The sequence below is a fragment of the Modestobacter sp. VKM Ac-2977 genome, assembly GCF_026968045.1.
Taxonomy (GTDB): Bacteria; Actinomycetota; Actinomycetes; order Mycobacteriales; family Geodermatophilaceae; genus Modestobacter.
This window is the reverse complement of the sequence record NZ_JAPVBQ010000002.1, coordinates 188,637-208,804: the sequence shown is the minus strand read 5'-3', so window position 1 is coordinate 208,804 and position 20,168 is coordinate 188,637. Positions and strand designations below refer to the sequence as shown.

Genomic DNA, 20,168 nt, shown 5'->3' with positions numbered 1-20,168 from the left:
GCTGCCGACGGCCGTCAGGCGTTCGGCTGGGCGTCGAAGACGGTCGTCGGTGGCGTAGCCGCTGAGAAGAGCGAGGCACCGGCGACGACCTGACGTGCCGACTTCCCGATCATGGTCAGTCCCTCGCGAGCGCAGTGGTGCGCGAAGGCGAGCAGCTGCTGATGGTCGTGAGCGACCTCCTGGACCGGGGTGCGCTCGCCGAGGCCGTCGACTGGGAAGGTGATCTCCAGCCGACGGGGGAGGGTGCCGGTGACGACGGCGACCTCGACCCCGGCGTGCTGCTGGACGTGCGCGGCGATGTGCCGCCGTCCGGCATCCGACAGGTCGGTGGAGCAGGGGCGGGCGATCACCATGGCTGCCTGCTGGGCAGCGGCCGGGCCGGTCGTCTCGGGGAGAGCGGTCCACCGGTGCGTCGCCGGGTCCATCCCGAGGCCGGCCAGGGCTTCCTCGAACGCGGCGTCGACCGCGGGCAGGACGAGGGCTTGTGCCCCGAACACCTCGATGCGCTCCTGGGCCTCGCCGGGGACCGGGAACGCGTACGAGACACCTGCCCAGGGCAGGGGCTCGGCCGGCGTGCTCTGCGGCACCAGACGTGCGGGGTCGGAGCGGCTGATCTCCTCGGCCACGTCGAGGAAGAAGTCCTCCATCGCCCGGCGCAGGGCCAGCTCCTGCCGTCGCTCGGCGAAGGGGTAGTCGGCCCATCGCGTCAGTTCGGTCACCGGCACGCCCGCGCGGCGGAGGAGGTCCACCGTGATGCCCTGGCGCAACTGCGCGGGGGAGTAGCTCCGGTAGTTGGTGTGCGGGTCGACGGCGTCGGGGGGGAGGACCCCTCGCTCCCCGTACAGCCGGAGCGCCTTGGCCGACAAGCCGGTCAGCGCGGTGAACTCACCGGCGCTCAGATGGGTGTGCACGGTTCTCCTCGTCTGGGTCGGGACTGCTCCACCCCAGCGTGTGCCCGGCCCCTGGGGCCAGGTCAAACCACTGTGCCGTCGGAACCCGACAGGTGATGGACACCTCGGTCGCCAGCCGCGACGATGACCGCAGGACGGGAGCGATGCGGCGGAGGAGTGCCCGTGGGACTGCGGAAGAACGCCGAGAACCTGACGCCGTCCGAGCTGGTCGACCTGCGCGAGGCGTTCGAGGCGCTCTACCAGATCGACGACGATCGCGGCTACGGCTTCTTCGCCGGGATCCACGGCCTGCCGCTCCCTGTCTACTGCGAACACGGGACCGCGCTCTTCCTGCCATGGCACCGGGCGTACCTGTACCACGTCGAACGGGCACTCACCGCCGCCCTGCGCCGAGCGCGTGGGGACGAGACGGTCGAGGTGGGCCTCCCGTGGTGGGACTGGTCGTCGGCGGTCTCGCAGGACCGGGGCCTGCCCACCCCGTTCCGATCGACCGCGGACGGCCCGACGAACCCGCTGAGCGCCGGCCCGGTCGTGCTCGGGCCCGACGACCTGCAACTGGTGCGGGAGAACCTCCCCGGTGCCATCAGCGAGGGCGCGGACCCGGTCACGTTGCGCGACCCGGAGGAGCCCGCCGAACTGCCGCGGGACCCGACCGTGCAGCGCGCACTGCGCGCCACGACCTTCACCGACTTCAGCCGGATCCTGGAGAGCATCCACAACGGCGTCCACGGCTGGGTCGGGGGAGCCATGTCCGCAGCGCCGACTGCTGCCTTCGACCCGGTCTTCTGGGCGCACCACTCGATGATCGACCGGCTGTGGTACCTCTGGCAGCTCTCCCCGCGCAACGGGGATCCGCCGGCCAGGCTCCTCGACCGAGCGCTGCCCCCGTTCCCCACGACGGTGCGCGAGACCCTGGACATCTCCAGCCTGGGCTACGAGTACGCCGCCCAGGTCATCGGCTGAGGAGGCCGCGATGGCGACGCTCGACACGGCACGCTCCGGACGGGACGACCAGACCCGCGTCATCGACCTCGTCTTCCCCGGGGACGTCCCACCGGCGCCCTTCAGCCGCGCCGACCTGGTCGTCACCGGCGTCGACCACTCGAGCACGTCCTACGAGGTCCGGCTCTTCCTCAACGACCCCGACGCCACCGCCACCACGCCGCGTACGGCCGAGCGGGGCTACGCCGGCCGCTACACCGTCTTCGGCCACGGCGGGTGCTACGGCGGCGACGGGCACTGCGACGCTCCGGCACCTGGTGAGGACCTCCGCCTCGCGCCCCCGCTGACGTCCTTCGACACCTACGTCACCATCACCGATGCGCTGCAGCGCCTGCTCGCCGCCGGTGACGCGTTGCGGACCATCACCCTGGTGCCGGTGTCCCTGCCCCCACGCCGCGCCGACCGCAGGCCTGCCCCGGAGCTCCTGCACCTCGACGACGTGACCCTCCAGACCTACCTCACGGCGACCGACGCCGACCAGGTCCGCACCTGATCACCTCGCGGCTGCCAGCGGTCCCCGCGTCCTCTGACGGTCGAGCGGCTGGGAGAGGAGGATGCACCGAGGGCCGAGAACCGTCCGTCGACTGTCTGGGGAGTCCCGTGGCCGGTGTGCGACAGGGTGGGCACGTCGTGCTCACGGCAGCTGACGGCGAGGGCTACGGCTCGCTGCGGCGACCCGCGACACCTCGCGCGGAGCGGTACGCCCTCGGGCGGTCGCTGCGCAAGCAGGTGCCCCGGTCCGAGCTCGGGCGGTGGAGTGCTCCGGTCGATCGGCCCGACGTGGTCGACCAGGTCCGGGAGTCCCACGTCGGGCGCGTGGAGCGCCTCGTCCCGGTGCGGGTGGCCCGGATGGCCGCCTCGCCCTACGGCTTCCTCCGGGGCACCGCGGGGGTGATGACCGCCGATCTCGCCGGTCTCCCGGACACCGGGATCCGGCCGGTGATCTGCGGGGATGCGCACCTGGGCAACTTCGGCTTCTACGCCTCTCCGGAGCGCGACCTGGTCATCGACCTCAACGACTTCGACGAGGCGCATCCGGGGGCATGGGAGTGGGACCTCCGCCGGCTGGCCGCGAGCGTCTGGGTCGCCGGGCGGCAGAACTCGGCCACCGAGGACCAGTGCGCGGACGCTGTCGCGTCCATGGGGCGCCGCTACCGGGAGCACGTGCGCTGGCTGGCCGGGGAACCGCTGCTGGCACGGTCGTTCGAGCGGTTGGACGTCACGCGGCTGCACACCACGGTGGAGGACCGGTCGCTGCGGAAGGAGATCGAGCGCGCTTCGCGGCGGGCCCGCAAGCGGGTGAGCGACCGGGCGCTGCCCCGGTTCACCGAGGAGCGGGAGGACGGCCGGCGGATCATCGAGGAGCCGCCGTTGATCACCCGGCTCGACCGGGACGAGGCCGCCGAGGTGGTCGATGGACTGGACGGCTACGTCGACACGCTGCCGTCCCACTGGCGACGGGTCCTCAGCGGTTACACGGTCGTGGACGTCGCCCACAAGGTGGTCGGGGTGGGGAGCGTGGGGCTGCGTGCCTACGTGGCCCTGTGCGAGGGCAGCAGCCCCGACGACGTGGTGTTCCTGCAGCTGAAGCAGGCCCGCCGGTCGGTCGTGGCCCAGCACGTCCACGGCGAGGCGGCCTGGCACGCCCACCAGGGGCAGCGGGTCGTGGAGTACCAGCAGGCGCTGCAGACGGTCAGTGACCCGCTGCTGGGCTGGGCCACGATCGGGTCCCGGCAGTACTACGCCCGCCAGTTCAGGAACATGAAGGGCACCATCGCGGTCGACTCCCTCGATGCCGCTGCGCTGAGCGACTACGCGGGGGTGTGCGGCCGGCTGCTGGCCAAGGGGCACGCACGGACCAGCGGCGCCTCGATGATCGCCGGCTACCTGGGCAAGTCCGACAACGTCGACGTGGCGCTGTGCCGGTTCGCCCGCGCCTACGCCGACCAGACGGAGCGCGACCACCACACGCTCGTGCAGGCCGTCGCCCGCGGTGCGCTGCCCGCCGAGCCGGGAGCCTGACGACCGCGTACCGACCGGCCTCCGGTCGGTACGGCCGACGGGCGTGCCGGCGCAGCACTCGGGGCGTCCGGTGCACCCGGACGCCCCGAGAGCGGTCTGCCCTACTGCTGACCGGCCGGCTCACGGTCGGGGTCGGCGACCACCGGGACCCCGGGTGAGGTGGGCCCTGGTCCGTTCGCGTGCGGCATGTCGTGCAGGTGGGCGACGACGGCTCGCCGGACCTGCGGGTCCAGCGTCGAGGTGTAGGGCTCCTGGCGGAGCTCGCGGACCAGGTTGACGCAGATGGCGATGAGCACGACCACGAAGGGCGTGGCCACCAGGATGGTGGCCGACTGGATGACTTCGAGCCCCCCGGCGAGGGTGAGCGCTGCGGCGACGGCCGCGATGCACATGCCCCAGAGGATGACCACCGCGCGGGCGGGCGAGGTCGTGCCCCGCTGGGAGAGCATGCCGAGGACCATGGAGGCGGAGTCGGCGCTGCTGACGAAGAACAGCGTGATGAGCACCATCACCAGCAGCACGGTGAGCGTGACCACCGGGAACTCCCCGAGCAGGGCGAACAGTGCGCCCTCGGTGCCGTCGTCGAGCAGGGCCTGGCTGAGCTCGGCCTGGTCGGTGAGCTCGAGGTGGGTGGCGGTGCCGCCCAGCACGCCGAACCACACGATGCTGACCATGGTCGGGATGATCATCACGAACATGACGAACTGCCGGATCGTGCGGCCGCGGGAGATGCGCGCGATGAACGTCCCCACGAACGGCGTCCAGGACATCCACCACGCCCAGTAGAACAACGTCCACCCGGCGAGCCACTCCTGGCCGCCCCAGGCCCCCGAGGCCAGGCTCATGGCGGGGAGGGCGGTCAGGTAGTCCCCGGTGGCGTCGGTGATGGTGTTGAAGACGTGCGTGGTCGGGCCCAGCACGAAGATGAAGGCCACGAGCAGGGCGGCCAGCACCACGTTGGTGTTGCTGATCAGCTTGATGCCCTTGTGCACGCCGCTGACCGCGGACAGGACGTAGAGCAGCGCCAGGCCGGCGATGATGGCCACGGCCACGCCGTTGTTGCGCGGGACCCCGTAGTTGGCGGCCAGACCGCTGTTGACCTGCAGTGCACCGAGACCGAGCGAGGTGGCCGCGCCGAACACCGTGGTGAAGATGGCGAGGATGTCGACGGCCCGGCGGATGCCCGTGCGCTTCTCGCTCACCAGCGGGACGACCGCGGAGCTGACCAGGCTCGGCCGGCCCTTGCGGAAGACGCCGTAGGCGAGGGCCATCGCCATGACGGCGTACATCGCCCAGGGGTGCAGGCCCCAGTGGAAGATCGTGTACTGCAGCCCCAGGCGGGCAGCCTCCGGGGTCCCGCCCTCCTCGAGGCCGAGCGGGGCGGTGGCGAGGTGGGAGAGCGGCTCGGCGACGCCCCAGAAGAGGAGGCCGATGCCCATGCCGGCCGCGAAGAGCATGGAGATCCACGAGCCCGTGCTGAACTCCGGACGCTCGTCGTCCTTCCCCAGCCGGATGCGTCCGTAGCGGGACAGCGCCAGGAAGCCGGCGAGTGCGACGAACCCCGAGCTGGTCACGACGAAGACCCAGCCGGCGTTGGTGATGACCGTGCCGAACGCGGCGCTCACCGCGTTCGAGAGGCTGTCGCTGGCGAGCACTCCCCAGAGTGCGAACGCCACCACCAGCGCCAGGGAGACGCCGAAGACGACCCGGTCGGTCCGCGGCGGGGGCGTGGCCTCCCGGGCAGCGGTCGACGCAGCGCCAGCGGGAGGGCCACCCGTCGGCCCGGCACTCGGGGAGCTGGAGGGTGAGACCGGCTCGGGACCCGGGTGTTCCATGGCTCTCTCCTACTGTTGCGTAGTACGCGACCAGGTGCGCATGAGGGAACCAGACGGCTCACCCTGGAACAAGAGGAGAAAGTGACCTGGAGCACAAAAGCTGTGCGCGTCGACCCAACGTGTCGGTGCGGTGACGAACCGGTGAGGGTCCTCGCGAGGACATCGCGCAGCGGCTCGACCCGACGGGCGTATCCCGCCGGCTGCTCCCGGAGTCGGCCGCCGCGGCGTCGGGGCCGGGCGGCGCTGTCGACGGACCGGCCGGGGTCAGGAGTGCGTGAGGACGGCGGCACGCAGCTGTCGGCGCCACCGGGTGAACAGGCGAGGCTGGTTCATCCCGAGGACGGCGACGGGGTGCCCGTGGCGCTCGTAGACCGCCAGGAAGCTGCGGTCGGCACAACTGCCCTCCAGCACGCGGACCACGTCGTCCTCGCGGCGTGACCCCGCGAACTGGATGCGTGCTCCGTACTGGTCGGACCAGAAGTAGGGCACGGGCGTCGGCGTCGGCCTGTCGGTGCCCAGCAGGGTGGCGACCGCGGTGGCCGGTTGTTCGAGGGCGTGGGTCCAGTGCTCGATGCGGACGTGCCGCTCCCGGGTGGCCGACCAGGCCGCAGCGCAGTCGCCGACGGCGACCACACCCGGGACGTTGGTGGCGCAGCGCGCGTCGGTGAGGACGCCGTTGCCGAGGGCCACGCCGGAGTCGGCGAGCCACTCGATGTTCGGGATGGCGCCGATCCCCACGACCACCACGTCGGCGGGCAGGCGGGTGCCGTCGGTCAGTTCGACGGCCTCGACCCTGCCGGTGCCGACCAGCCCGGCGACACCGGTGCCGACCAGCAGGCGGGTGCCGTGGTCGGCGTGCAGCTGGGCGCACACCGCACCCATGTCGGCGCCCAGCGGGCCGGCGAGCGGGACGGGCTGGCTCTCGATGACGGTGACCTCCAGCCCCAGCGTGCGGGCGGTGGAGGCGACCTCGGCGCCGATGAACCCCGCGCCGATCACCACGAGACGCCCGGCCGCGGCCAGGTCCTCGCGCAGGGCGACCGCGTCGTCCAGCGAGCGCAGCACGTGCACCCCGCCCAGTCCCTCGCTGCCGGACAGGCGTCGGGCGCGGGCTCCGGTGGCGAGGACGACGCCGTCGGCCCGCACCTCGCTCCCGTCGGCCAGCAGCACCGAGTGGCTCAGGCGGTCGAGCCCGACCGCAGTCGTGCCCAGTCGCCACTCGAGGCCGAGGTCCGCGTCGTCCGGCGCGCCCAGTGCGATGTCGTCGAGCGACGCCCTCCGCGCCAGGAACTCCTTGGACAGCGGTGGGCGGTCGTAGGGGGCGTGCGCCTCGTCACCGATGACCACGATGCGGCCGTCGTAGCACTGCTCGCGGAGCGCGCGGGCCGCCGAGAGGCCGGCCAGGGAGGCTCCGACCACGGCGACCGTACGGCTCATGCGGCACCGTCCGCGGCGGTCCCCGGCTGCACGTAGACGGTGCCGCCCTGCACCACGACCTTGTGCGTGCGGACCGGGGTCTTCGCCGGCGGGCCGGACACCTTCCCGGTGCGCAGGTCGAAGCACGAGGCGTGCAGGGGGCACTCCACCGCACAGCCGTCCAACCAGCCGTCGGCCAGCGAGGCGTCCTGGTGCGTGCAGGTGTCGTCGATCGCGTAGAAGTCGCCGTCGACGTTGAAGACCGCGATGGGCTCAGTGGCCTCCACGCGGATCGCCTCGCCGGGTGGCAATGCTGTCGTGGGGCAGACCGGGATCATGGGCGCTCCAGGCGAATATGTTGCGGAGACCGCAACGCTGCGCTGATAGCGCAACAGCATGGTCGGGCTTCACCCCATCGTCAAGAGGAGGAGAAGGGTGCTCCGACGTGATCCACCTAGGCTGGCTCCATGAGTGAGCCGCAGAGCGAGAGCGAAGATCGCGGCCCGATCGCCGGTGTCCAGTCCGTCGACCGGGCGCTGAGCGTCCTCGAGATCCTCGCGGCCGAGGGTGAGGCTGGGGTCACGGAGGTGGCCGCCGAGCTCGGGGTGCACAAGTCCACGGCCTTCCGGCTGGTGGCGACGCTGGAGAGCCGGGGCTTCGTCGAGCAGCTGGCCGATCGGGGCAAGTACCGGTTGGGCTTCGGGGTCGTGCGGCTGGCCGGCGCGGCCGTCGCGCAGCTGGACATCGCCCGGGAGGGGCGGCCGATCTGCGAGGCGCTCGCCGCCGACCTCGAGGAGACGGTCAACATCGCCATCCTGGACGGCGATCGTGCGGTGAACGTGACCCAGGCCCGCGGGCCGGCGGCGCTGAGCACGCACAACTGGGTGGGGCAGGGCACTCCGCTGCATGCCACGTCGAGCGGCAAGGTGCTCCTGGCCCACGCTCCCGACGCCGTCCGCAAGGACCTGCTCTCCCGGGGGATGCAGAGCTTCACCCCGGCCACGCTCACCGATCCCGAGGCGCTCCGCCAGAACCTGGACCAGATCGTCGAGCAGGGATGGGGCTGCACCGTCGAGGAGTTCGAGGTGGGGCTCAACGCCGTCGCCGCGCCCGTCCGGGGCGCCGACGGGGACATCGTCGCGGCCCTCAGTGTCTCGGGACCGGCCTTCCGCATGGACCAGGAGGACCACCCCCGGCTCGCCCGGCGGGTGATGGCGGGCGCCGACGAGCTGAGCCGGAGGCTGGGCTTCTTCGGTCAGCCGCGCTGACCCAGCCGGCCCTCCCGGCGACGGGGGTCGACCCGCCGTCCTGATCTCGCCACCGCCTCGTCCTCCGCTCTCGAGGCGGCATCTGGCGTGCGAGCGGGGCTTCTCGAGTGCTGCCCGCACTCCCCAACTTGTTGCGGCTGGCGAGACGGAATGTGTAATGTGAGACACACCGGTCGTCGTGAGCTCGCTGGCGGGTGACGTCCGTGATCAGTCGCAGGGCCCTGTGTTGTCCGACTTCCGGCGTACCTCCGGGTCGCCGACGCCATCCGAGGTGCCGCATGACCATCACCGAACAGCCCGCGAGCCTCATCTCCACGCTGCCGGGCCGCTACTACACCGACCCCACCGTCTTCGCGCTGGAGCAGTCGCGCGTCTTCGAGGACATGTGGTTCTGCGTCGTGCGATCGAGCGACCTGCCGACGCCCGGTTCCTTCGAGAAGGTCCAGGTGGGCAAGGAGAGCGTCCTCGTGGTCCGCAGCCGGGACGGGCAGCTGCGCGCCTTCCTCAACATCTGCCGGCACCGCGGTGCGCAGATCTGCACGGAGGACTCGGGGACGGTGAAGCGGGCCTTCCAGTGCCCGTACCACGCCTGGACCTACGACCTCGAGGGCAAGCTGATCGCGGCCCCCAACCTGACCAAGATGCCCGACATCGACCGGGTCGAGTACGGCCTGGTCCCGGTGGCGCTGCGCGAGTGGCTGGGCTACGCGTGGGTGTGCCTGGCGAAGGAGCCCCCCTCCTTCGAGGACGAGGTCGTGGGCGCCGTCGTCGAGCGCCTCGGGAGCGTGGAGGTGATCGACAGCTACGACGTCGACTCGCTGTCCGTGGGGCGCCGCGTCACCTACGACGTCCAGGCGAACTGGAAGCTCATCATCGAGAACTTCATGGAGTGCTACCACTGCGCGACCATCCACCCGGAGCTCACCGAGGTGCTCCCCGAGTTCGCCGACGGGTACGCGGCACAGTTCTTCGTCGGGCACGGCGCCGAGTTCGGGGACGACGTCAAGGGCTTCACCGTCGACGGCAGCGAGGGCTTCGACCGGCTCCCGGGTGTCGACGAGGACCAGGACCGCCGCTACTACGCCATCACGGTGAGGCCGACGGTCTTCGTCAACCTGGCGCCGGACCACGTCATCTTCCACCGCATGTTCCCGGTCTCGGCCGACCGGACGATCGTGCAGTGCGACTGGCTGTACACCCGCGACGTGGTCGAGTCGGGCAGGGACGTGTCGCGGTCGGTGGAGCTGTTCCACCGGGTCAACCAGCAGGACTTCGCCGCCTGCGAGCGGACCCAGCCGGCGATGTCGTCCCGGGCCTACGTCAACGGCGGCGTCCTCGTGCCCTCCGAGCACCACATCGGCGCCTTCCACGAGTGGCTGACGCAGCGCCTGTCGGGTTGAGCGGGCGCCGACCGCAGAGCGGGGCCGGGAGGACGACGTCCTCCCGGCCCCGCGCCACGTCACTTGTCCAGGACCACGACCGAGCGCAGGACCTCGCCCCGGCGGAGGTTGTCCAGGGCCTCCTCCACGTCGTCCAGACCGATGGCCTCGCTGACGAACTCGTCCAGCGGGAAGCGGCCCTGGAGGTACAGGTCGATCAGCAGCGGGAAGTCGCGGCTGGGCAGGCAGTCGCCGTACCACGAGGACGTGATCGCCCCACCGCGGCCGAACACCTCGATCGCCGGCAGCTCGATCGTCATGTCGGGGGACGGGACGCCGACCATCACCACCCGCCCGGCCAGGTCGCGCGCGTAGAAGGCCTGCTGGAACACCTCCGGGTGGCCGACCGCGTCGATCGCGACGTCCACCCCGAAGCCGCCGGTGAGGCCCCTGATCGCCTCGACCGGGTCCGTCCCGCGCGAGTTGACGGTGTGGGTGGCGCCGAACGTGCGGGCCCATCCCAGCTTCCGGTCGTCCACGTCGACGGCGATGATCGTGCCCGCGCCGGCCAGCTTCGCCCCGGCGATGGCGGCGTCGCCGACACCGCCGCAGCCGAACACGGCCACCGACTCGCCGCGCTGCACGGCGCCGGTGTTCATCGCCGCCCCCGCGCCGGCCATCACCCCGCAGCCCAGCAGTCCGGCGGCGGTGGCCGGAGCGGCCGGGTCGACCTTGGTGCACTGCCCGGAGTGGACCAGCGTCTTCTCCGCGAACGCGCCGATGCCCAGGGCCGGGGACAGTGCCGTGCCGTCGGCCAGCGTCATCGGCTGCGCCGCGTTGTGGGTGTCGAAGCAGTACTGCGGTTTGCCCTTCGAGCAGGCCCGGCACTGCCCGCACACGGCTCGCCAGTTGAGGACCACGAAGTCACCGACGGCCACGTTGGTGACGCCGGCGCCGATCGCGGAGACCAGGCCGGCCGCCTCGTGCCCCAGCAGGAACGGGAACTCGTCGTTGATGTTGCCCTCGCGGTAGTGCAGGTCGGTGGCGCAGACCCCGCAGGCCTGCACGTCGACGACGGCCTCACCCGGGCCGGGATCGGGGACCACGATCGTCTCGACGGTCACCGGTGCGCCCTTGCCGCGGGCGATGACGCCCTTCACCTCGTGGGCCATGGCGGGGTCTCCTTCTCTCCGGACGTGCGTGGGGGAGGCGGTGGTCCGGCTCCCTCGGTCGGAGGAGCCGCCTGTGGTGCGGTCGAGCGGGACATCGTTGCCACGGGTCTCTTGACCCCGCTCGACCCCGACCCTACTGTGGTGCACGACTGATATACCAGTCCTAGTTCTCAATTCTCTGACAGGAGGAGCCGGATGGTGGCGCAGGTCGAAGGAGCTCTGCGGGCCGTGGCCGTCCCGGACCCCGTGCTCGACCGTTCCCTGGCGGACACCGACCCGGAGGTCCACCGGGCGATCTCGGCCGAACTGACCCGGCAGCAGGAGACGCTGGAGATGATCGCCAGTGAGAACTTCGCGCCGGTGGCCGTCATGCAGGCCCAGGGCTCGGTGCTGACCAACAAGTACGCCGAGGGCTACCCGGGGCGGCGCTACTACGGCGGGTGCGAGCACGTCGACGTGATCGAGCAGCTGGCCATCGACCGGCTGAAGGCGCTGTTCGGCGCGGAGTACGCCAACGTGCAGCCGCACTCGGGCGCGCAGGCCAACGCCGCGGCCATGTCGGCCCTGTTGCACCCGGGGGACACCATCCTGGGGCTGGACCTGGCCCACGGGGGCCACCTGACCCACGGCATGCGGCTCAACTTCTCCGGCAAGCTCTACGACGTCGCGGCGTACCACGTCCGAGCCGACGACCACCTCGTGGACATGGCCGAGGTCGAGCGGCTGGCCCACGAGCGGCGGCCCAAGCTCATCGTGGCGGGCTGGTCGGCCTACCCCAGGCAGCTCGACTTCGCCGAGTTCCGGCGGATCGCCGACGAGGTCGGGGCCCACCTGATGGTCGACATGGCGCACTTCGCGGGGCTGGTCGCTGCCGGGCTGCACCCCTCGCCCGTCCCGCACGCACACGTGGTCACCTCGACCACCCACAAGACGCTCGGCGGGCCGCGCGGCGGCGTCATCCTCGCCACGGCGGAGCTGGCCAAGAAGCTCAACTCCGCGGTCTTCCCCGGTCAGCAGGGCGGCCCGCTCGAGCACGTGATCGCCGCCAAGGCCGTCGCCTTCAAGCTCGCCGGCGAGCCGGCCTTCCGGGAGCGCCAGGAGCGCACGCTGGCCGGCGCCCGGCTGCTGGCCGATCGGCTGCTCGCCCCCGACTCCCGCGCGGCCGGCATCGACGTGGTCAGCGGCGGCACCGACGTCCACCTCGTGCTGGTGGACCTGCGGGACTCGGAGCTGGACGGCCGGCAGGCCGAGGACCGGCTGCACGCGATCGGCATCACCGTCAACCGCAACGCGGTGCCCTTCGACCCCCGCCCGCCGATGGTCAGCTCCGGCGTCCGCATCGGCACCCCGGCCCTGGCGGCGCGTGGCTTCGACCTCGACGACTTCGCCGAGGTCGCCGACGTGATCGCCACCGCGCTGCGGCCCTCGGTGGGCGAGGAGCAGCTCGCGGGGCTGCGCACGCGGGTCACCCGGCTGGCCGGCCGGCACCCGCTCTACCCCGACCTGACGGAGGTCCCCCGATGAACCCCCGCACCCCCGGCGCGGACCTGCCGGAGCACCCCGACTTCCTGTGGCGTGACCCGGAGCCGAAGCGGTCCTACGACGTGGTGATCGTGGGCGGCGGCGGGCACGGCCTGGCCACCGCGCACTACCTGGCGAAGAACCACGGGATCACGAACGTCGCCGTCCTGGAGAAGGGCTGGCTGGGCGGCGGCAACATGGCCCGCAACACGACGATCATCCGCTCCAACTACCTGTGGGACGAGAGCTCGGCGATCTACGAGGCGTCGCTGAAGCTGTGGGAGGGGCTCGAGGAGGACCTCGGCTACCCGATCCTGTTCAGCCAGCGCGGCGTGCTCAACCTCGCCCACACCCTGCAGGACGTCCGCGACAGCGTGCGGCGGGTCGAGGCCAACAAGCTCAACGGTGTCGACGCGGAGTGGCTGGAGCCCGACGAGGTCCGCAAGGTCTGCCCGATCGTCAACACCTCCACCGACATCCGCTATCCCGTCCTGGGGGCCACCTACCAGCCCCGGGCCGGCATCGCCAAGCACGACTACGTCGCCTGGGGCTTCGCCCGCCGGGCCCACGAGGCCGGCATCGACCTCATCCAGGACTGCGAGGTCACCGGGTTCGCCACCGAGGGCAACCGGGTCACCGGTGTGCAGACCACGCGCGGCACCATCGCCGCCGGCACGGTCGCCCTCTGCGCGGCCGGCCACACCTCGGTGCTCACCGACATGCTGGGCATCAGGGTGCCGGTGCAGAGCCACCCGCTGCAGGCGCTGGTCTCCGAACTGCTCGAGCCCGTGCACCCCACGGTGGTCATGTCCAACGCCGTGCACGTGTACGTCTCCCAGGCGCACAAGGGCGAGCTGGTCATGGGCGCCGGCGTCGACTCCTACAACGGCTACGGGCAGCGCGGGGCCTTCCACGTCATCGAGCGTCAGATGGCCGCCGCGGTCGAGCTCTTCCCGGTGTTCGCCCGCGCCCACCTGCTGCGCACCTGGGCCGGGATCGTCGACACCAGCCCGGACGCCTCGCCGATCGTGGGCCGGACCCCCTACGACAACGTCTACCTGAACTGTGGCTGGGGCACCGGCGGGTTCAAGGCCACCCCCGGCGTCGGCTGGGCCCTGGCGCACACCATCGCCCACGGCGAGCCGCACGCGAACGTGGCGCCGTTCACCCTCGACCGCTTCGTCACCGGCGCACTGGTCGACGAGCACGGCGCCGCCGCCGTGGCCCACTGACCCAGGGAGTCCCCGTGCAGCTCATCGAATGCCCGTGGTGCGGCCCCCGCGAGGAGGTCGAGTTCCACTACGGCGGCCAGGCCCACGTCCCGTACCCGGACGCCCCCGCCGAGGTCTCCGACGAGGAGTGGGCGCACTACGTCTTCTTCCGCGACAACACCAAGGGCCGCTTCGCCGAGCGCTGGTGCCACAGCGCCGGCTGCCGTCGCTGGTTCAACGCGGTGCGCGACACCACCACCTACCGCTTCGAGCGCGTCCAGCGCCTCGACGACCCCGAGCCGCACGCGACCGAGCCCGCGAGGGCACGCAGGAGCACAGCCTCATGACCAGCCCCTTCCGCACCGCCGAGGGTGGTCGCATCGACCGCGGCACGACCCTCGAGTTCACCTTCGACGGGCAGACCCACACCGGCCATCCCGGTGACACGCTCGCCTCGGCCCTGCTCGCCTCCGGCCGGCACCAGGTCGCCACGAGCGTCAAGCTGGGCCGCCCCCGCGGCATCGCCGCGGCCTGGGCCGAGGACCCCGGTGGCCTGGTGCAGATCGAGGAGCCGTTCCCCGAGCCCATGCTGCTGGCCACCACGGTGGAACTCCACGACGGGCTGGTCGCCCACGGCCTGCCGGGGCAGGGCCGCCTCGCCGAGATCTCCGACTCCGCCCGGTACGACGCCGTCCACCATCACGTCGACGTGCTCGTGGTGGGTGCCGGGCCGGCGGGGCTGACCGCCGCGCTCACCGCCGCCCGTTCCGGTGCCCGCGTCGCCCTGGTCGACGAGCAGTCCGAGGCGGGCGGGTCGCTGCTGGGTGGCACCGACCGCCTCGACGACGCCCCGGCGCTGGAGTGGGTCGCCGCGGCGGTCGCCGAGCTCGCCGGCCACCCGGAGGTCCTGCACCTGCAGCGCACCACCGCCTTCGGCAGCTACGACGACGGCTTCGTCCTGGCCCTGGAGCGGCGCACCGACCACCTCGGGACGGCGGCGCCCAGGCACGTCTCCCGCCAGCGGGTGTGGCGGCTCCGGGCCCGCTCCGTCGTCGTCGCGACCGGAGCCCACGAGCGACCGGTCGTGTTCGCGGACAACGACCGCCCGGGCACGATGCTCGCCGGCGCCGCGCGCACGTTCCTGCACCGCTACGGCGTGCTGCCCGGCCGCCAGGCCGTCGTGTTCACCACGAACGACAGCGCCTACGACGCCGCCCTGGACCTGCACCGCGCGGGCGTGGCCGTCGAGGCAGTGGTCGACGCCCGGCCGGCGGGCTCGCCGCGCCGGGAGGAGTGCGAGCGTGCCGGGATCCGGGTCCTGTCCGGGGCCGTCGTGACGGCGACGCAGGGCGTCGAGCGGGTCACGCACGCCCTCGTCGCCCCGTTCGTGGACGGGCAGGTCGGCGCCGGCAGCGCGATCGCCTGCGACCTGCTGCTGGTCAGCGGTGGCTGGAACCCGGCGGTGCACCTGTTCAGCCAGGCCCGCGGCCGGCTCCGCTACGACGAGGCCCTCGGGGCGTTCCTCCCCGCGGAGGAGCTCGACCGCCTGTCGGTCACCGGCGCGGCGGCCGGTGTGCTCGACCTGGCCGGGTGCCTGGCCGACGGGCAGCGCGTGGCCCGCGCGGCCCTGACCGCGCTGGCGGTCGCGCCGCCGGGGGAGGACCGGCTGCCCACGGCGCCAGAGCCGGTCGTCCCGGCGGCGCCCCTGGTGCTGTGGCGGGTGCCGGACACCTCCGGCGCCGACGGGAACACCTCGTTCGTCGACCTGCAGCGCGACGCGACGGTGGCCGACATCGCCCGCGCGGTCGGGGCCGGACTGCGCTCCATCGAGCACATCAAGCGCTACACGACGATCGGGACCGCGCACGACCAGGGCAAGACCTCCGGCGTCCTGGCCTCGGGGATCACCGCCGAGCTGCTCGGGGTCCCGGTGCAGGCCACCGGGACCACCACGTTCCGGCCGCCCTACACCCCGGTGGCCTTCGCTGCCCTCGCCGGCCGCGACCGCGGTCGGCTCTTCGACCCCGAGCGGGTCACGTCGCTGCACGACTGGCACGTGGCGGCCGGCGCGGTCTTCGAGGACGTCGGTCAGTGGAAGCGTCCCCGCCACTACCCGCGCCCCGGCGAGGACATGGAGACGGCGGTCCTCCGCGAGTGCGCCGCCGCCCGCACCGGCGTCGGCATCCTCGACGGCTCGACGCTGGGCAAGATCGACGTGCAGGGTCCCGACGCCGCCGTCCTGCTCGACCGGCTGTACACGAACATGATGAGCAGCCTGAAGGTCGGCTCCGTCCGCTACGGCGTCATGTGCGGCGTCGACGGCATGGTGATCGACGACGGCACCGTGCTGCGCCTGGCGGAGGACCGCTTCCTGCTGCTCACCACCACCGGCGGTGCGGCGAAGGTCCTCGACTGGATGGAGGAGTGGGCCCAGACGGAGTGGCCGGACCTGCGGGTGCACTGCACCTCGGTCACCGAGCAGTGGAACACGTTCCCCGTCGTCGGCCCCCGCTCCCGCGACGTCATCGGCGCCCTCTTCCCGCAGGTGGACGTCGCCAACGAGGCGTTCCCGTTCATGACCTGGCGGGACACCGCCCTCGACGGGGTGCCGGTCCGGCTGGCCCGGATCAGCTTCTCCGGCGAGCTCGCCTTCGAGGTCTACGTCAACCCCTGGTACGGGGTCGCGGTGTGGGAACGGCTGCTCGAGGCCGGCCGCCCGTACGGGATCACGCCGTACGGCACCGAGACCATGCACGTCCTGCGGGCGGAGAAGGGGTACCCGATCATCGGGCAGGACACCGACGGCACCGTCACCCCGCACGACCTGGGCATGGCCTGGGCGGTGTCGAAGAAGAAGCCCGACTTCGTCGGCAAGCGCTCCTTCGCCCGCCAGGCCAACCAGGACCCGCTGCGCAAGCAGCTGGTCGGGCTCCTGCCCGTCGACCGGCGGACGGTGCTGCCGGAGGGCTCGCAGATCGTGGAACTCCACCCCGACGGCCAGCTGCCACCGCCGCCGGTGCCCATGCTCGGCCACGTCACCTCCAGCTACCGCAGCGCCGAGCTGGCGCGTCCCTTCGCGCTCGCCCTGGTCAAGGGCGGCCGGTCGCGCATCGGCGACACCGTCCACGTCCCCGTCAACGGCACCCTCGTCCCGGCCGAGGTCACCGGCTCGGTGCTGGTCGACCCCGAAGGAGCCCGTCGCGATGGCTGAGCTGCTGGGCACCCACCCGCTCGAGGCGTGGAGCACCGCCCTGGAGCGGCTGCCCGACACCGTCGGGATCACCGTCGAACCGTTCGTGGCGATGGCCGTCGTCCGGCTCGGCGCGGTCGGCGCCGCGGCGTCGGAGGCGCTGGGCGCCGACCTGCCGACGATGCCCAACACCTGGGCGCAGCACGGCACGGGGCGGGCGGTCTGGCTCGGTCCGGACGAGTGGCTGCTGAGCAGCACCACGGAGACCCCGGAGGAGCTCGAGGGCCGGATCCGTGCCGCCGTCCTCCCGCTGGGCGGGTCGGCGACCGACGTCTCCGCCCAGCGGATCGGCCTCCGGCTGACCGGCGCGCGGTTGCGCGACGTGCTCGCCAAGGGCTGCTCGATCGACCTGCACCCGCGGGTCTTCGGCCGGGGGAGCAGCGCGCAGACGTTGCTGGGTCAGGCCGGCGTCGTGCTGCTGGCCCTCTCCGGCGCCGGTGACGACTTCGTCGTCCTGGTCCGCTCGTCCTTCGCCGGCTACCTCGCCGACTGGCTGCTGGACGCGGCCCTCGAGTTCACCCCCACCCACGACAGCTGAACGACCCCCGTCGTCCGGCCCCGGATCCACCGGCACGTCAGGAGCGAGAGCAATGTCCACCACCCCACGTGTGGTCATCATCGGAGCGGGGATCGTCGGCGCCAACCTGGCCGACGAGCTGACCGCCCGTGGCTGGGACCGCGTCACCGTGGTCGATCAAGGACCCCTCCCGCTGACCGGGGGCTCCACCTCGCACGCGCCCGGGCTGGTCTTCCAGACCAACGCGTCGAAGACGATGACGGCGCTGGCCAGCTACACCGTGGAGAAGTTCTCGGGCATCGACGTCGACGGCGCCTGGTGCTTCAACCAGGTCGGCGGGCTCGAGGTGGCGACCACGCCGGAGCGGTTGGCCGACCTGCACCGCAAGCAGGGCTGGGCCACCTCCTGGGGCGTCGAGGCGCAGGTGGTCGACGTGGACGAGTGCGTGCGGCTGCACCCGCTGGTCGACCGCGACCGGATCCTCGGCGGCCTGCACATCCCCAGCGACGGCCTGGCGAAGGCGTCCCGGGCGGTCGTCGCACTGGCCCGTCGCGCCGAGGCCCGGGGAGCCCGCTTCCAGGGCTCGACCCGCGTGACCGGTGTCGAGCAGTCCGGCGGCCGGGTGACCGGCGTCCGGACCCCGGACGGCGTCATCCCGGCCGACATCGTGGTGTCCTGCGCCGGCTTCTGGGGCGTGGAGCTCGGTGCCATGGTGGGGATGGACGTGCCGCTGCTGCCGCTCGCCCACCAGTTCGCCTGGACGGGGCAGGTGCCGGACCTGGTCGGCCGCAACGACGAGCTCAGCGAGGCGAGCCTGCCGATCCTGCGCCACCAGGACCAGGACCTCTACTTCCGCGAGCGCGGCGACTGCCTCGGCATCGGCTCCTACGCCCACCGGCCGATGCCGGTCGACCTGGACGAGCTGCCGCAGGGGGACGGTGTGCGCGAGTCGTCGATGCCCTCGATGCTTCCCTTCACCGAGGAGGACTTCGCCCCGGTCTGGGAGGAGAGCCAGCTCCTCCTGCCCACCCTCCGCTCGTCGAAGATCGACTCCGGTTTCAACGGCGTCTTCTCCTTCACCCCGGACGGCGGCCCGCTGGTCGGCGAGTCCCGTGACGTCCGGGGCTTCTGGATCGCGGAGGCGGTCTGGGTCACCCACTCGGCGGGGGTGGCCAGGGCGGTGGCCCAGCTGCTCGTCGACGGGCGGTCGGAGGTCGACCTGCACGGGTGCGACGTCCACCGTTTCGAGGAGGTCCAGCTCGCGCCGGAGTACGTGAGCGAGACGTCGCAGCAGAACTTCGTGGAGATCTACGACGTGCTGCACCCGCTGCAGCCACGGCTGTCCCCGCGCGACCTGCGGGTCAGTCCCTTCCACGCCCGGCAGCGCGAGCTCGGCGCCGTCTTCCTCGAGGGGGCCGGCTGGGAACGGCCGCACTGGTACGAGGCCAATGCGGCGCTGGTGGCGGAGCTGCCGCCGGAGTGGACCCCGCCGACGCGTGACCCGTGGAGCGCGCAGTTCCACTCGCCCATCGCGGCGGCCGAGGCCTGGCGCACGCGCACGGCCGTGGCGATGTACGACATGACGCCGCTCAAGCGGCTCGAGGTCAGCGGTCCCGGCGCCCTCGGCCTGCTGCAGCGGCTGACGACGGGCGAGATGGACAAGTCGGTCGGCGCGGTCACCTACACCCTCGCCCTGGACGAGGCCGGCGGCGTCCGGAGCGACCTCACCGTCGCCCGGCTGGGGGAGCAGCGGTTCCAGATCGGGGCCAACGGCCCCCTCGACCACGACCACCTGCTCCGCGAGGCACCCGACGACGGCACGGTCCAGATCCGGGACATCACCGGCGGCACCTGCTGCATCGGCCTGTGGGGGCCGCGGGCCCGCGACCTGGTCCAGCGGGTCAGCGCCGACGACTTCACCAACGACGGGCTGAAGTACTTCCGGGCCAAGCCGGCCCGGATCGGGGGAGTGCCGGTCACCGCGATGCGGCTGTCCTACGTCGGCGAGCTCGGCTGGGAGATCTACGCCAGCGCCGAGAACGGTCAGCGGTTGTGGGACGTGCTGTGGCGGGCCGGCCAGGACCTGGGCGTGGTCGCCGCCGGACGGGCCGCGTTCAGCAGCCTCCGGCTGGAGAAGGGCTACCGCGCCTGGGGCCACGACATGACCACGGAGCACGACCCGTACGAGGCCGGTCTCGGCTTCGCCGTGCGCATGCAGAAGAAGACCGACTTCGTGGGCCGCCAGGCCGTCGAGGGGCTCAGCGCGGACACGGTGAGCCGCCGGCTGTCCTGCCTGACCATCGACGACGGACGCAGCGTCGTCCTCGGCCACGAGCCGGTGTTCGTCGACGGCCGCCCGGCCGGCTACGTGACCAGCGCGGCCTTCGGGCACACCGTCGGCCGGCCGATCGCCTACGCCTGGCTCCCGGCCTCGGCGACCGTGGGCACGGCCGTCGAGATCGAGTACTTCGGCGCTCGCATCCAGGCGACGGTCGCCGCCGAACCGCTGGTGGACCCGGAGATGACCCGGATCCGCGGCTGAGCCGGGACCCACTCCCGGGCATGCCACCGGACGGCATGCCCGGGACAGACCAGATCGGACGACGTCATGGCCCTGGCGCACGCTGTGCCCGGTCTGCCCGCGGGCGGTTCCGGCTCGCCGCA

16 protein-coding genes are annotated in these 20,168 nt (G+C 72.4%); 11 read left to right on the top strand and 5 right to left on the bottom strand.

The window, feature by feature from the left end; translation table 11 throughout:
* Nucleotides 1-14: 14 nt before the first annotated feature.
* Entirely contained in the window at nt 15-911 is an 897-nt protein-coding gene (locus O2V63_RS08610; RefSeq protein ID WP_269167126.1) for a MerR family transcriptional regulator, read from the bottom strand.
* Between the two features lie 162 nt (nt 912-1,073).
* On the opposite strand from O2V63_RS08610, the gene O2V63_RS08605 reads away from it, so the two are divergent.
* The 3 genes from O2V63_RS08605 (at nt 1,074) to O2V63_RS08595 (ending at nt 3,935) form a co-directional block, all read left to right on the top strand.
* Complete coding sequence (locus O2V63_RS08605; RefSeq protein WP_269167125.1) at nt 1,074-1,874, top strand: tyrosinase family protein; 801 nt, start codon at nt 1,074-1,076, stop codon at nt 1,872-1,874.
* A 10-nt stretch (nt 1,875-1,884) separates the two neighbouring features.
* Nucleotides 1,885-2,406 carry a hypothetical protein gene (locus O2V63_RS08600; RefSeq protein ID WP_269167124.1) on the top strand — a complete coding sequence of 174 codons (522 nt, stop codon included), beginning with the start codon at nt 1,885-1,887 and terminating at the stop codon, nt 2,404-2,406.
* A gap of 137 nt (nt 2,407-2,543) precedes the next feature.
* Entirely contained in the window at nt 2,544-3,935 is a 1,392-nt protein-coding gene (locus O2V63_RS08595; protein WP_269167123.1) for a DUF2252 domain-containing protein, read from the top strand.
* A 101-nt stretch (nt 3,936-4,036) separates the two neighbouring features.
* Here the strand turns inward: O2V63_RS08595 and O2V63_RS08590 are convergent, their stop codons facing one another.
* The 3 genes from O2V63_RS08590 to O2V63_RS08580 form a co-directional block, all read right to left on the bottom strand.
* On the bottom strand, nt 4,037-5,770 hold the full coding sequence (locus O2V63_RS08590) for a BCCT family transporter (protein ID WP_269167122.1): 1,734 nt from the start codon (nt 5,768-5,770) through the stop codon (nt 4,037-4,039).
* 264 nt (nt 5,771-6,034) lie between these two features.
* Nucleotides 6,035-7,207, bottom strand: coding sequence for an NAD(P)/FAD-dependent oxidoreductase (locus tag O2V63_RS08585; RefSeq protein WP_269167121.1), 1,173 nt, complete (start codon nt 7,205-7,207; stop codon nt 6,035-6,037).
* On the bottom strand, nt 7,204-7,524 hold the full coding sequence (locus O2V63_RS08580) for a bifunctional 3-phenylpropionate/cinnamic acid dioxygenase ferredoxin subunit (RefSeq protein ID WP_269167120.1): 321 nt from the start codon (nt 7,522-7,524) through the stop codon (nt 7,204-7,206). The genes O2V63_RS08585 and O2V63_RS08580 overlap by 4 nt, the downstream gene beginning before the upstream one ends.
* Before the next feature lie 129 nt (nt 7,525-7,653).
* Here O2V63_RS08580 and O2V63_RS08575 point away from each other — a divergent pair, with 129 nt between their 5' ends.
* Both O2V63_RS08575 and O2V63_RS08570 read left to right on the top strand, forming a co-directional pair.
* The gene (locus O2V63_RS08575; RefSeq protein ID WP_269167119.1) at nt 7,654-8,454 is read left to right on the top strand and encodes an IclR family transcriptional regulator; all 801 of its coding nucleotides are present in this window, start codon (nt 7,654-7,656) and stop codon (nt 8,452-8,454) included.
* A 278-nt stretch (nt 8,455-8,732) separates the two neighbouring features.
* Nucleotides 8,733-9,854, top strand: a complete 1,122-nt coding sequence (locus O2V63_RS08570) for an aromatic ring-hydroxylating oxygenase subunit alpha (protein ID WP_269167118.1) — start codon at nt 8,733-8,735, stop codon at nt 9,852-9,854.
* Nucleotides 9,855-9,913: 59 nt separating this feature from the next.
* On the opposite strand, the gene O2V63_RS08565 is transcribed toward O2V63_RS08570, so the two are convergent.
* Nucleotides 9,914-11,005, bottom strand: coding sequence for an S-(hydroxymethyl)mycothiol dehydrogenase (locus O2V63_RS08565; RefSeq protein WP_269167117.1), 1,092 nt, complete (start codon nt 11,003-11,005; stop codon nt 9,914-9,916).
* A 228-nt stretch (nt 11,006-11,233) separates the two neighbouring features.
* Between O2V63_RS08565 and glyA the strand changes: the two genes are divergently transcribed.
* From glyA to O2V63_RS08535, 6 genes are read left to right on the top strand one after another with little or no spacing between them, the layout of a single operon-like run.
* Nucleotides 11,234-12,529 (top strand): serine hydroxymethyltransferase, encoded by a 1,296-nt coding sequence (glyA, locus tag O2V63_RS08560; protein ID WP_269167116.1) that lies wholly within the window; start codon nt 11,234-11,236, stop codon nt 12,527-12,529.
* Nucleotides 12,526-13,758, top strand: coding sequence for a sarcosine oxidase subunit beta family protein (locus tag O2V63_RS08555; protein WP_269167115.1), 1,233 nt, complete (start codon nt 12,526-12,528; stop codon nt 13,756-13,758). The genes glyA and O2V63_RS08555 overlap by 4 nt, the downstream gene beginning before the upstream one ends.
* Before the next feature lie 14 nt (nt 13,759-13,772).
* On the top strand, nt 13,773-14,084 hold the full coding sequence (locus O2V63_RS08550; protein WP_269167114.1) for a sarcosine oxidase subunit delta: 312 nt from the start codon (nt 13,773-13,775) through the stop codon (nt 14,082-14,084).
* Nucleotides 14,081-16,948 (top strand): 2Fe-2S iron-sulfur cluster-binding protein, encoded by a 2,868-nt coding sequence (locus O2V63_RS08545; RefSeq protein ID WP_269167113.1) that lies wholly within the window; start codon nt 14,081-14,083, stop codon nt 16,946-16,948. The genes O2V63_RS08550 and O2V63_RS08545 overlap by 4 nt, the downstream gene beginning before the upstream one ends.
* Entirely contained in the window at nt 16,941-17,525 is a 585-nt protein-coding gene (locus O2V63_RS08540) for a sarcosine oxidase subunit gamma (protein WP_269167112.1), read from the top strand. Before O2V63_RS08545 ends, O2V63_RS08540 begins: the two co-directional genes overlap by 8 nt.
* 52 nt (nt 17,526-17,577) lie before the next feature.
* Nucleotides 17,578-20,046: a GcvT family protein gene (locus tag O2V63_RS08535; RefSeq protein ID WP_269167111.1), complete on the top strand. Its 2,469-nt coding sequence runs from the start codon at nt 17,578-17,580 to the stop codon at nt 20,044-20,046.
* The last annotated feature ends 122 nt before the right edge of the window (nt 20,047-20,168 follow it).